The following is a 13626-nucleotide window of genomic DNA, read 5'->3' as shown; positions in this document are numbered from 1 at the left end:
CAGGAAAATACATCCTGTAATCTTATTAATTTATTGATTAATTTTGATCTGATGTTGGTTCTTTCAAAATAGTCCAAACCGCTAAGGCAGCTAAAAGATCTAAACAAGATAAAATTACAAATAAAGGACTAAAGCCAACAGTATCAGCAAGTGCACCAACAATAAGTGCAAAAATAGTACTAGCTAGCCATGCAGCCATGCCGGTAAATCCATTCGCTGTTGCCACTTCATTACGGCCAAATACATCAGACGATAAAGTAATTAATGCTCCTGATAATGCTTGGTGAGCAAAACCACCAATACAGAATAAAAAGATAGCAACATAAGGACTTGAAAATAGACCTATCAGACCAGGTGCAATCATAAGCACACCACCAACCGTCACTACCATTTTTCTTGAATTAATTAAGCTTACTTTAAAATGTTTTTGGAAAAATGGTGACATATAACCACCAAGAACACATCCAACATCAGCAAAAAGCATTGGCATCCAAGCAAAAATAGCGATTTGTTTTAAATCAAAACCATAAGCTGTGAACATGAATAATGGAATCCACGCATTAAAGGTACCCCATGCAGGCTCTGCTAAAAATCTTGGTAAAGCAATTCCCCAAAAACGGCGGCTGGTTAAAATTTTACTAGCTGGTAATTTTTCATTATTTGAAGTTTGATGACTCGCTTCTTGACCAGATAAAATATATTTTTTTTCTTCTTCAGAAAGACGTTTCTGTTTTGTAGGGTGACGATAAAGAATTAACCAAAAAATTCCCCAAATAAAACTTAATAAACCACACAATATAAATGCCCATTGCCAGCTATGGAACCAAATTGCCCATGCAACTAATGGTGGTGCGATCATGGCGCCCACTGATGAACCTAAATTAAACCAACCAACCGCGATCGACCTTTCTTTTGCCGGAAACCATTCACTAGTCGCTTTAAGTCCCGCAGGGATCATTGCTGCTTCTGTTGCACCAACAGCACCTCGAGCAAAAGCCAGTCCGATCCAACTACCTGAAAATGCGGTACTAACACAAAATACTGACCACAAAATAGCAAAAACCGCATATCCCGCTCTCGTGCCTAACAAGTCCAAAATATATCCGGCAACTGGTTGCATTATGGTATAACAAGCTGAGTACGAAGCTACCACATATGAATATTGCTGCGTTGTTAATCCCATTACTTCATTAAGAACCGGGGCGGCTACCGCAATCGAATTTCGCGTAAGATAACCAAGAATTGTCCCGACGGTGACTAATGCTATCATATACCATCGTAGGTTTTTTATCGTTTTGTACATCTTTAATTGCTCCTAAATATATAGATATTTTGGCGCATAATAACATGCCTGACAACTAAAAAAGTTGACATACATCACAAAAATGAACTATATCCCTAATAATTAAAGGGATATTTTTTAAACTAAAAAGTTTGTAACTAAAAAATTTAATTAAAAAAATTGGAACAACATTATTTAATTTGAAGCAATTAGATGTTATTTTAAAAGTCTAAAAAAACTTAAAGGATTTATGCAAAATTCATCATGACCCAAGAACAGCACGAGTATCAAAGACTTTATCAAGTTATCGCAACTGAACTTAAAAACCGAATTATTGACGGCATTTATCCAGTAGGAAGCAAATTACCATCTGAAAGATTGATATGTGAAGAACTAAAAGTAAGTCGTTCAGTTGTCCGTGAAGCTATTATTATGCTTGAAGTTGAAGGTTATGTTGATGCAAGAAAAGGCTCTGGAATTCATGTTATAGCTAATAGTTTACAGACCAATATTCTAACCTCCCAGAAAGGATTAAATTTTTCTACGACAGGGCCTTTTGAATTATTGCAAGCCCGCCAACTTATTGAAAGTAACATTGCCGAATTTGCAGCAACACAAATTACTAAAGACGACATCGTCAAATTATTAGAAATTCAACATAATGCTAAAAAAGAAGATCATTATCGTGATTCTGATTGGGATCTAAAATTCCATACACAGATTGCCATGATCACACGGAATACCGCTTTAATTACTATCGTTCAAGAAGCTTGGCAGCAAAGAACATTAAACCCATTATGGAAAAAACTTCATGAACATGTACAACAACAAGACATTGAAAGCTGGTGGGATGAACATGACAAAATATTAGATGCGCTAATTAATCGTGATCCAAAAGCGGCTAAGTTAGCCATGTGGCAACATCTAGAGAACACCAAAAAAATGTTATTTGATGCTGCTAGCGAAGATTTTGAAACAAAACGAGATCACTATCTATTTTCAGATAACCCCGTTATTAGTATTAATGAAAATGAGTAGATTCTATTAAAAGCAATACACTTTGCGCCATTGCGCAAAGTGTATTAATTCGCAAAAGTTAAATAATTAACTATCGTTTAAACCATTAACGCTGATCATCAACCGTTACTCCAGCTGGTGGAGTAAACTTAAACTTATCAAGTGCTACCTTACCTAGGGTTTGACGAGATAAATCATAAAAACTACGCTGACCATCTTCCTCGATAATCGTAAAATTTGAAATCATCCCAGTAGGCAAAACAGAAATAACAAAATCTTGGTTAGAACCATCAGTTGGTTTCAATGTAAAAGAGTCTTGTTTACGTGTAACAGTATATGCATTCCAAATAGGATTATGACTATCTGTAATCAAAAGCATTAAACGATTATCCACCGATTTTTTTAAGCTCATTACACTAACTTGTTCAACGGCAGGAGTATAAACCCACATGTTACGCCCATCTGAAATGATTGACGTCTCGTCTGGCTCAGTCATTGTCCAATTAAAGTAATAAGGCCTTGTTACCCACAAATCACCTTTACCTTGTTGAACTGGTTGTTTATCGGCTGTTTTCACATCTTGTGAAAATCGAGCATAAAACCCATCAATTTTAGCTAATCGCTCTTGCAACACCTCTTTATCACCAGCCCATGCTGCACAGCTTGTAATTAACCCAATTAAAATTAAAAACTTCTTCATTACCAATCCTTATGCATTTTGTTTAATACAATAAATTAAACAATCATTTTAATTTAGTTCAAAATATTACCGTTTTTCTGTTAGCTGTGAAAGATATTTTCTTTTCTTTTTCACTTATCAGTTAAGCAGTATATAATAATTGTATTTTGTAAATTTGGATGATGTAGCATGCCTAGTCTCTCTTTTGAATTTGGGTCAGATGAATTTAAACCTTTAGCGGCAAGGATGCGTCCACGTAATTTATCTGAATATATAGGTCAAAGCCAACTACTTGGTAAAGATAAACCCCTGCCTAAAGCAATTGAAGCAGGTCATTTACATTCTATGATCCTTTGGGGACCACCCGGAACCGGCAAAACCACTTTAGCAGAAATTATTGCGCATCATGCTAATGCCAAAGTAGAACGAATTTCAGCAGTAACTTCAGGGATTAAAGATATTCGCGAAGCGATTGAACGAGCTAAAATTAATCAACAATCCGGAGTAAGAACCATTTTATTTGTTGATGAAGTTCATCGTTTTAATAAAAGCCAACAAGATGCTTTTTTACCTTATGTCGAAAATGGTACTGTAACCTTTATTGGCGCTACCACTGAAAACCCCTCTTTTGAGTTAAATTCAGCACTACTATCCCGTGCCAGAGTCTATCTGCTTAAATCATTAACTAATGAAGATATTGAGCAAATTTTACAACAAGCGATGGATGATCCGGAACGTGGTTATGGCAACCAAAAAATTACGCTACTTGAGGAAACCAGAAAACAGATTGCCGAATTTGTTGGTGGTGATGCAAGACGCGCACTCAACACGCTTGAATTGCTGGTTGATATGTCTGATGGAAAACCATTAACGCCTGAATTACTAAAAGAAGTCATCGGCGAACGTAGTGCAAGATTTGATAATCAAGGTGACCGTTATTATGACCTAATCTCGGCAGTTCATAAATCAATTAGAGGATCTGCACCTGATGCAGCACTTTATTGGTATGCAAGAATCATTTCCGCCGGTGGAGATCCGCTATATGTCGCTCGTCGATTATTGGCTATTGCATCAGAAGATATCGGTAATGCCGACCCAAGAGCAATGCAAGTCGCTTTAGCAGCATGGGACTGTTTTACTCGAGTTGGACCAGCAGAAGGCGAACGAGCTATCGCACAAGCAATTGTTTACCTAGCATGTGCACCTAAAAGTAATGCGGTTTATCTTGCATTTAACCAAGCGATGAAAGATGCAACATCCAAACCTGACTATGATGTTCCAGAACACCTACGCAATGCGCCAACCAGTTTAATGAAAAATTTAGGTTATGGCGCACAATATCGTTATGCACATGATGAACCTAATGCCTATGCAGCCGGTGAAAACTACTTCCCACCAGAAATGGCCGACAGCAAATATTACCACCCAACACAACGAGGTGTTGAGAAAAATTACTCGGAGAAACTGGCTTGGTTGGAAGCACAAAATAAAGCTAGCACAAATCAGCGCTACAAAAAGAATTAGATTGAATATATTAATAGTTACCAAAAGTTCTTGCTTGAGCAAACATGTTGACTGATATTAAATTGATCAAACTAAATCATGCATGTTTAAACAAAGTTTTTGGTAAAGTTGTATATACCTAAAAAATTGATTCACTGATAGGTAAATGAGAGATCCTTAGCAAAGGCTTATCCTAGTTCTTGAGCATATTTAATTAAAATTATATTTGGGAGATAGCTTTAACAGTTATTATGCTTTATATCCTTATAAAGCTAAATAAACGAAATAGATTCATATTTATGATATGAATTTCGAGTTGTAATTATAGATAGGTAGATCTTATCATTCCCCAATATCTCATTTGGTAAGTAACTACCTATCATTGCCTTTTTTTGACAAAAAAGTTCATATTTCTAAATATCACCCGTAGTCATTGATTTTCGTCAATAAATTAAAGATCACCGCTTATTAAACACACTATATATAGTAATAAAATGATTAATAGGCACTATATATTGTATATTTTGATAAATATCAATTATTATAATCACCATTAAAAACCACAAAAATGGATGGAAAATGAATAAATCAATACTAGTCACAAAACGTGATGGAAAAAAAGAACCTATAAACCTAGACAAAATCCATAAAGTCATTACATGGGCTGCTGAAGGTTTAGATAATGTATCGGTTTCTCAAGTTGAATTACGTTCACATATTCAGTTTTATGATGGTATTCGCACTTCCGACATTCATGAAACAATCATTCGTGCAGCAGCAGATCTCATCTCTCAAGATGCACCAGATTACCAATACTTAGCTGCGCGCTTAGCCATCTTCCATTTACGTAAAAAAGCCTATAACCAATTTACTCCACCACCGCTTTATGAACATGTAAAAAAACTTGTTGCCAGCGAACGTTATGACAAACATCTTCTTGAAGATTATAGCCAAGAAGAGTTTGAACAAATGGATAAAATTATCGATCACTGGCGTGACATGAACTTCTCTTATGCAGCGGTTAAACAACTTGAAGGTAAATATTTAGTTCAAAATCGAGTGACTGGGGAAATTTATGAAAGCGCCCAATTCCTATATATTTTAGTGGCAGCATGTCTGTTTGCAAATTACCCTAAAAATACTCGACTAGATTATATCAAACGCTTTTATGATGCCGTTTCGACATTTAAAATCTCACTACCCACGCCAATCATGGCGGGTGTTCGTACCCCGACTCGTCAATTTAGTTCTTGTGTGCTAATTGAATGTGATGACAGTTTAGATTCCATCAATGCCACCGCAAGTGCTATCGTAAAATATGTTTCTCAACGAGCTGGTATCGGTATTAACGCGGGTCGAATTCGGGCATTAGGTAGCTCTATTCGTGGTGGCGAAGCATTCCATACGGGCTGTATCCCATTTTATAAATATTTCCAAACTGCGGTTAAATCTTGTTCACAAGGTGGTGTTCGTGGTGGCGCGGCTACCGTATTTTATCCAATTTGGCATTTAGAAGTTGAAAGTTTATTAGTATTACGTAACAACCGTGGTGTTGAAGAAAACCGTGTGCGACATCTGGATTATGGTGTACAAATCAATAAATTAATGTATCAACGCCTCATTAAAAATGAAAACATTACACTATTTAGCCCATCAGATGTACCAGGGCTTTACGATGCGTTTTTCGCCGATCAAGAGAAATTTGAAGCACTTTATCATCAATATGAACAAGATGTTAATATCAGAAAACGCGTAGTAAAAGCAGTAGAACTCTTCTCATTATTAATGCAAGAACGCGCATCGACTGGTCGAATTTATATACAAAATGTTGATCACTGTAACACGCATAGTCCGTTTAATGCACAACTTGCGCCGGTACATCAATCTAATTTATGTATGGAAATTGCGTTACCAACCAAACCACTTAATAATGTCAATGACGATAAAGGCGAAATCGCACTTTGCACCCTATCTGCCTTCAATTTAGGTAAAATCGAATCGCTTGACGATTTTGAAGAACTTGCCGACTTAACTGTTCGAGCCCTTGATGCATTACTTGATTATCAAGATTATCCTGTTCCTGCGGCTAAAAACGCATCGCTTAATCGCCGTACGCTTGGTATTGGTGTGATTAATTATGCTTATTATTTAGCGAAACACGGTGTTAAATATTCAGACGGTAGTGCTAATAATCTAACGCATCGTACTTTTGAAGCGATGCAATATTATCTATTAAAAGCATCGAATAACTTAGCCAAAGAAAAAGGCGCATGCCCACTATTCAATGAGACGACTTATTCACAAGGGATCTTACCTATTGATACCTATAAACAAGATCTCGATACAATCACTAAAGAACCATTACATTATGATTGGGAGTCTTTACGTGAATCAATAAAAACTCATGGTTTACGTAATTCAACTTTATCAGCATTAATGCCTTCTGAAACATCATCCCAAATCTCCAATGCCACTAACGGTATTGAACCTCCACGTGGTTATATCAGCATTAAAGCATCGAAAGATGGCATATTGAAACAAGTTGTGCCTGAATATAATAAATTAAAAGATTTATATGAATTACTTTGGCAAATTCCAAATAATACAGGTTATCTGCATTTAGTAGGCATTATGCAGAAGTTCATTGACCAATCAATTTCGGCAAATACTAATTACGATCCAACCAAATTTCCGAATGACAAAGTACCAATGAAACAACTTTTAGCTGATTTACTAACAGCTTATAAATACGGTGTAAAAACCCTTTATTATCATAATACACGTGATGGTGCTGAAGATATTCAAGGTGATATTGAACTCACATCAAGTGATGATGGTTGTGAAGGCGGAGCATGTAAAATTTAATGGCCCTGTTTAGCACTATAACAAAAGTGAAGGATAGCGATAAGTTATCCTTACTATTCCTACTTTTTCCAAATATTTAGTGAAAAAGTAAACAAAATTAGGAGTTCGACTATGAGTATGAATTACAGCACCTTCTCACACGTCCATAATGATCAACTTAAAGAACCAATGTTTCTTGGTCAACCGGTGAATGTTGCTCGTTATGATCAGCAAAAATATGAAATGTTCGAAAAATTAATAGAAAAACAACTTTCTTTCTTTTGGCGCCCAGAAGAAGTCGACGTTTCACAAGATCGTATCGATTATGCGGCTTTACCTGAACATGAAAAACATATCTTTATTAGCAATTTAAAATATCAAACATTGCTTGATTCAATACAAGGACGAAGCCCCAATGTTGCCTTACTTCCCCTAATATCTATCCCTGAACTAGAAACATGGGTAGAGACTTGGTCGTTCTCAGAAACTATCCATTCTCGTTCTTATACGCATATCATCCGCAACATCGTCAATGATCCTTCTGTAGTGTTTGATGATATTGTTACCAATAAAGAAATCCAAAAAAGAGCTGGTGATATTGCGGGTTACTACGATGACCTAATTAGTTACGCAAGTTATTACAACCTATTTGGTGAAGGTAAACACACTATCAATAATCGAACCGTCACTATCGACTTGCGTGAACTTAAAAGACGACTTTATCTCTGCTTAATGAGCGTTAATGCCCTTGAAGCTATTCGTTTTTATGTAAGTTTTGCTTGCTCATTTGCCTTTGCAGAACGAGAATTAATGGAAGGTAATGCAAAAATAATCAAATTGATAGCTCGTGATGAAGCGCTTCATTTAACTGGTACTCAATTTATGATCAACACCCTAAGAAGTGGTGAAGACGATCCTGAAATGGCCGAGATCGCCAAAGAGTGCGAACAAGATTGTTATGACCTGTTCTTACAAGCAGCCAATCAAGAAAAAGAGTGGGCAGAATACCTATTTGAAGGTGGTTCAATGATTGGATTAAATAAAGATATCCTTTGCCAATATGTTGAATACATCACCAATATTCGTATGCAAGCTGTTGGGCTTAAATTACCATTTGAAGTAAAATCCAACCCAATCCCTTGGATCAACAATTGGCTTGTTTCCGATAACGTACAAGTCGCACCACAAGAAGCAGAAATGAGCTCATATCTTGTTGGTCAGATTGACTCAGAAATCAGCGAAGATGATTTAAGTGATTTCAAATTATAATTGATAGTAGCTTGCATGGATTGAAAAAATAAAACTGTGCAAGCTATGTTTAATTATTCGCAATCAGTGCCAAACTAAACATTTATCATTTTGATAAATTTAAGTAATTTAGTTCTTCCAAATTTATCTACCCTATTCTTAAGATTAACTAAAATATCAGCAAATGGTATAGACTCCTCAATTATTTTTACACAAAGTATTAACTTACCTTATTCATAAAGTATGAAATGAACCAAGTCATGATTTATTAATACTTATTCTGAGTAACAAAGGATTTGTTTTTAGGTGAATGTGTCTTTAATAAATATTATCAAACGGTATACAGTCCTCAATTATTTTAACAAAAAAATCAAAAATCAATTTTAAAAGGTTCAAATGCTCTTTAATTAAAAGTAAAGGTATTCTAACTTGACACTCTTTTAAAATCGGGAGACGATATGACAATTGAATTATCTCAATTTGATATGATGACTATGACTAATGCGCATTTGTTTTATTCTGTCTCACCGCTTAATTTTAGTGATAACCAAATCACAGTTCCTTATATAAAACAGCAACTCAATGCGTTTCAACAATGGTCGATTACTCAATTCGAAAACAATGCTGATATTGATGATTTAGTGCATTTGCGTAGTCAATTTATCGATCAGCTACTTGAACGTTTATGGCATTACTATCAAATTCCAGAACAAATTTCATCGCTATTTAAAAAAAATCGGATTGCACTTATTGCTGTTGGTGGTTATGGCCGTTGTGAACTGCATCCTTTGTCTGATATCGATATTTTGATACTAAGTGATAACTCACTCACCAAAGAGCTTGAAAAACAGATAGGTGATCTAGTTCGTTTACTTTGGGATCTTCATCTTGATATTGGTCACAGCGTCAGAACATTAAAGACCTGCCTGCAAGAAGCTAAAAATGATATCACAATTATGACAAACTTAATTGAATCAAGATTGATTGCAGGAAGTGAGTCATTACTTAAGGAGCTCCAAACACAGATTTTTAGCGATAAAATTTGGCCTTCGCCAGCGTTTTATCGCGCAAAAATCAAGGAACAACAAGAAAGACATCAGCAATATCATAGCACTACCTATAATTTAGAGCCCGATTTAAAAAATAGTCCTGGTGGCTTGCGTGATATGCAAATTATCCAATGGTTAGCTATTCGCCATTTTGGGGGAGAGTTTTTGCAAAAAATTGGACATTTTGATTATCTCACACCCGAGGAAGTCGAAGAATTCAAAGCCTGTCGCAAATTTTTATGGCGGATGCGTTTTGCCCTGCATTGTGTTATTAACCGCTATGACAACCGCCTACTATTCGATCGCCAGTTAAGCATCGCTAAAATGTTAGGTTATAGTGGAGAAGGAAATGCCCCGGTTGAAAACATGATGCATGATTATTATCGGGTAGCACATAATATTACTGAACTCAATCAAATGCTCTTACAGTTATTTGATGAATCAATATTGAAAAGTTACTCACAATATAAAACTTATGATATCGATGAGCATTTCCAAAGTAGAGATAACCTTATTGATGTTAAACATAATAGTGTTTTTACTGATGATCCGGTAACGATTCTTAAGCTGTTCTATACGCTTTTACTTAATCCTCAAATTACCGGACTTTACTCTAATACCATTAGACAACTCCGTTCTGCAAGGCGAAAACTCACGTATTTATTATGTGAAAAGCCAGAGGCAAGAACGTTGTTTATGAAGATCATCAAACATCCTGATGCAATCAAAAAAGCCATTTTACCCATGCATCAATATGGTATTCTGGCGGTTTATATTCCCGGTTGGCAACAGATTTCAGGAATGATGCAGTTTGATTTATTTCATGCTTATACCGTAGATGAACATACTATCCGTTTATTGTTAGAACTGGATCTTTTACGTTCAGAAGATGGCAAACAAAAACATCCAAATAGTTCAATGGCATTGGCTAAATTATCAAAACCTGAATTGCTTATTATTACCGGATTATTTCATGATATTGGCAAAGGACGGCATGGCGATCATTCGGAAATTGGCGCAAAATTAGTGGAATCTTTCTGTCAATTACATGAATTAGATGCGAAAGATACTGATTTGATTGTCTGGTTAGTTCGTTATCATTTATTGATGTCAGTAACAGCCCAAAACCGTGATCTGCAAGATCCGGAAGTTATTCGTGAATTTGTTCAACTGGTTAAAAGCAAACGACGATTACAATATTTGCTTTGTTTAACGGTTGCCGATGTTTGTGCAACCAATGAAACCTTGTGGAATAGCTGGAAACAGAGCTTGATGCGTGAGCTTTATCTAACAGCGAAGCGCTCGCTTGATTCTGGCATTCATCAAATACCAGAACAACGCAGTATTGCACGTCAACATAAACAGCAAGCATTAGCTCAATTGCTTGCACAAAATTACGATGAACAATCCATTAAACATTTTTGGCAAAGCTATCGTGTTGACTACTTTTTGCGATATACCGCTGAACAGATTGCTTGGCATGTACAGCTTCTTTTGAACCATGAATTGAATCAAACACTCGTTTCAATTAATCCAAATCCTTATCATGGTGGTACGGAAATAATTATCTACTCATCAGATAGACCTTTCCTATTTGCAGCGGCATGTAATGCTTTAAGTATGCTAAATTTAAGTATTCATGATGCTTTAATTATTACCAATAAAAATGGATTTGCGCTTGATACTTTTATTGTACTAGAACCTAATGGGCAAGTGGTGCCTGAAAATCGCCATCAGGATATCATTCAAACTTTAAATAAAGTTCTTCATCAATCAGTTTATAAAGGTGTGACGATTAAGCCGACTAAACAAAGATTACGATCATTTTCTGTTCCGACTCAAGTTAACTTTGTCTCTTCAATTAACGATACTTATATGGAATTAATCGCACTTGATAAACCGGGATTACTTGCTTGTGTTGGTGAAGTCTTTGCAAAGTTAGACTTATCGTTGAGTAGTGCTAAAATAGCGACAATTGGTGAGCATATTGAAGATCTGTTTATTCTAACAGATAAACACAATAAAGCCCTTGATGATAACACCTGTCAAAAACTACGCGAATCGATAGTATTGGCTATAGATTCAATAAACTAATTATCGAAAAGTTAACACAATGCAATTTTTTATTATTTTATTTCCTATTTTTTCTATTTTTATTGTAGGATTTATTGCCCAAAAAGTTCTGAAGTTTGATGTCGCCAATCTTTCCAAAATGTCGCTGTATGTGCTTTCACCTTTTTTGGCTTTTAAAACGTTTTACACACATACCTTAACCAGTGACTATTTTATCTATATTGCCTATATCTTTGGACTCTGCTTTTCTTTGGTATTTATTGTCAGCATGTGGTCAATTGCTATGCGCTATTCGGTAAAAGAGCGTTGTGCGTTGATTTTAAGTTCATGCTTTATGAACAATGGTAATTATGGCACCCCAGTATTACTGGTGTTTTTTGGATCGCTTGGATTCGATTTAGGTGTCATTATGATGGTGTTACAACAATTTGTTATGAGCACCGTTGGTATTTATTATGCGGCTAAAGGCAGTACACATAGTGATATTGTGAGTCAAAAAGATGTAATAAAAAAAGTGATTAGAATGCCAGTTGCCTATGGTGCTTTTGCCGGAATTATTTTCCAGCTTTGTCACATTCCACTTTCAAAATCTATTATGACTTCAATTGGAATGATCGGTGACTCATCTATTGTCATCATTATGATTATTCTCGGAATGCAGCTGGCTAAAATAAAAATTACCCAACTTGATTACCCAAAGCTCTCATTTGCTTTAACTGCAAGAATGGTTATATCACCAATAGTGGCTTTTGCGATGGTTTATTTTATGCCACTGTCACCCATGTATAAACAAATTCTTATCGTTTTAGCCGCAATGCCAAGTGCAGCCAATACGACCTTAATGTCAGTACAATTTGATACTCATCCTGAACTGGTATCTAGTGCAACCTTGGTGAGTACTTTGTTAAGTTTAATTACATTACCTATTGTTCTTTCAATAATTGGTGCGCCAATACCTATCTAAATAAAAATAATAGATGGATAAAATCAATCGATGCCAAGCCATTCTTGTTCAAATTGATTGACAAATTTAACCAATATTTCATGGCGCTGTTCGGCCATTTGTTTAGCGGTGTCAGTATTCATCATATCTTTAAGTAAAAATAATTTTTCATAGAAGTGATTAATTACTGTATTGGTCTGTTTATAATTGTTTTCATCAAGTTTAATTCGAGGTGGGACATTGGGATCATGCATGATATTGTGTTTATTACCACCATAATAAAAAGTGCGCCCAATGCCAATAGCTCCAATTGCATCAAGGCGATCCGCGTCTTGAACAATTTGCCCTTCGAGCGATAATGTGGCTTTTTGTGAAAGATTTTTTCGATAGGACATATTTTCAATAATATCGAAAATAGCGCTAATTTCGGCTGATGTTAATTTCAAACTGCGTAAATACTCTTTTAATTCAATTATGGCACTATCAACATCTTCCGTAACTTTTTCATCAATAACATCATGTAAATAAGCACTCATCAACACAATAAAAGCATTTGCTTGTGGCTGGTGGTTAAGAATTTTTTGGGCTAATTTAACCACTCGCTCAATATGCGCCATATCATGACCAGAAAAATCATGGGAGAGCTTTTGCTTTACATACATTTTAACGTTATTAAGAGTGGTTTGGGGTGATATAGTCATTTTATTATGCTTATTAAAATTTAGTGTAAGATTTTATTAAAACCTGAATATTGTTTATATTACCGCAGTTAAAACTCAACCGCTATTTATCCTTTTAATTAATAATTTTGACAAAGAAATTAATTATAAAAAACAAATAAAATCAATTAAAAAAAATCATTAATCCTAAATTGGTATCATAATTAATGACTGTTTGGCTTCATTTACTAAAAAATGCCTAGTATTTAATGTTTTTTTTATATTTTTTTTAATTTCTTTCGATTGTTTTCACTAATTCCGAGAGGTAG

Annotated in this window: 9 protein-coding genes; 6 read left to right on the top strand and 3 right to left on the bottom strand. The window is 35.3% G+C overall.

Annotation, left to right across the window (positions count from 1 at the left end):
- Positions 1-37: 37 nt before the first annotated feature.
- Entirely contained in the window at positions 38-1303 is a 1266-nt protein-coding gene (locus GYM76_RS01585; RefSeq protein ID WP_220225663.1) for an MFS transporter, read from the bottom strand.
- Between the two features lie 243 nt (positions 1304-1546).
- Between GYM76_RS01585 and exuR the strand changes: the two genes are divergently transcribed.
- Positions 1547-2320: a transcriptional regulator ExuR gene (gene exuR, locus GYM76_RS01580; protein WP_065734724.1), complete on the top strand. Its 774-nt coding sequence runs from the start codon at positions 1547-1549 to the stop codon at positions 2318-2320.
- An 85-nt stretch (positions 2321-2405) separates the two neighbouring features.
- Here the strand turns inward: exuR and lolA are convergent, their stop codons facing one another.
- Positions 2406-2999, bottom strand: coding sequence for an outer membrane lipoprotein chaperone LolA (lolA, locus tag GYM76_RS01575; protein WP_220225662.1), 594 nt, complete (start codon positions 2997-2999; stop codon positions 2406-2408).
- A 168-nt stretch (positions 3000-3167) separates the two neighbouring features.
- Between lolA and GYM76_RS01570 the strand changes: the two genes are divergently transcribed.
- The 5 genes from GYM76_RS01570 (at position 3168) to GYM76_RS01550 (ending at position 12659) form a co-directional block, all read left to right on the top strand.
- Complete coding sequence (locus tag GYM76_RS01570) at positions 3168-4502, top strand: replication-associated recombination protein A (protein ID WP_220225661.1); 1335 nt, start codon at positions 3168-3170, stop codon at positions 4500-4502.
- A 558-nt stretch (positions 4503-5060) separates the two neighbouring features.
- Positions 5061-7346: a class 1a ribonucleoside-diphosphate reductase subunit alpha gene (gene nrdA, locus GYM76_RS01565; protein WP_220225660.1), complete on the top strand. Its 2286-nt coding sequence runs from the start codon at positions 5061-5063 to the stop codon at positions 7344-7346.
- 117 nt (positions 7347-7463) lie between these two features.
- A complete protein-coding gene (nrdB, locus tag GYM76_RS01560) occupies positions 7464-8594 on the top strand; it encodes a class Ia ribonucleoside-diphosphate reductase subunit beta (protein WP_065563756.1) in 1131 nt (376 codons plus the stop codon).
- A 437-nt stretch (positions 8595-9031) separates the two neighbouring features.
- A complete protein-coding gene (gene glnD / locus GYM76_RS01555) occupies positions 9032-11716 on the top strand; it encodes a bifunctional uridylyltransferase/uridylyl-removing protein GlnD (RefSeq protein ID WP_220225659.1) in 2685 nt (894 codons plus the stop codon).
- A gap of 19 nt (positions 11717-11735) precedes the next feature.
- A complete protein-coding gene (locus GYM76_RS01550) occupies positions 11736-12659 on the top strand; it encodes an AEC family transporter (protein WP_220225658.1) in 924 nt (307 codons plus the stop codon).
- 23 nt (positions 12660-12682) lie between these two features.
- On the opposite strand, the gene GYM76_RS01545 is transcribed toward GYM76_RS01550, so the two are convergent.
- Complete coding sequence (locus GYM76_RS01545) at positions 12683-13339, bottom strand: HD domain-containing protein (protein WP_220225657.1); 657 nt, start codon at positions 13337-13339, stop codon at positions 12683-12685.
- Positions 13340-13626: the final 287 nt, after the last annotated feature.

This window comes from Gilliamella sp. ESL0443 (assembly GCF_019469165.1).
Taxonomy (GTDB): domain Bacteria; phylum Pseudomonadota; class Gammaproteobacteria; order Enterobacterales; family Orbaceae; genus Gilliamella; species Gilliamella apicola_E.
The sequence above is the reverse complement of the archived record's forward strand: the minus strand, read 5'-3'. Positions and strand labels throughout refer to the sequence as shown.

Bases quoted from the DNA above. Each gene is read 5' to 3' on its own strand.
- glnD (WP_220225659.1), top strand. From the start codon at position 9,032: ATGACAATTGAATTATCTCAATTTGATATGATGACTATGACTAATGCG.
- GYM76_RS01550 (WP_220225658.1), top strand. From the start codon at position 11,736: ATGCAATTTTTTATTATTTTATTTCCTATTTTTTCTATTTTTATTGTA.
- nrdA (WP_220225660.1), top strand. From the start codon at position 5,061: ATGAATAAATCAATACTAGTCACAAAACGTGATGGAAAAAAAGAACCT.
- lolA (WP_220225662.1), bottom strand. From the start codon at position 2,999: ATGAAGAAGTTTTTAATTTTAATTGGGTTAATTACAAGCTGTGCAGCA.
- GYM76_RS01585 (WP_220225663.1), bottom strand. From the start codon at position 1,303: ATGTACAAAACGATAAAAAACCTACGATGGTATATGATAGCATTAGTC.
- exuR (WP_065734724.1), top strand. From the start codon at position 1,547: ATGACCCAAGAACAGCACGAGTATCAAAGACTTTATCAAGTTATCGCA.
- GYM76_RS01545 (WP_220225657.1), bottom strand. From the start codon at position 13,339: ATGACTATATCACCCCAAACCACTCTTAATAACGTTAAAATGTATGTA.
- nrdB (WP_065563756.1), top strand. From the start codon at position 7,464: ATGAATTACAGCACCTTCTCACACGTCCATAATGATCAACTTAAAGAA.
- GYM76_RS01570 (WP_220225661.1), top strand. From the start codon at position 3,168: ATGCCTAGTCTCTCTTTTGAATTTGGGTCAGATGAATTTAAACCTTTA.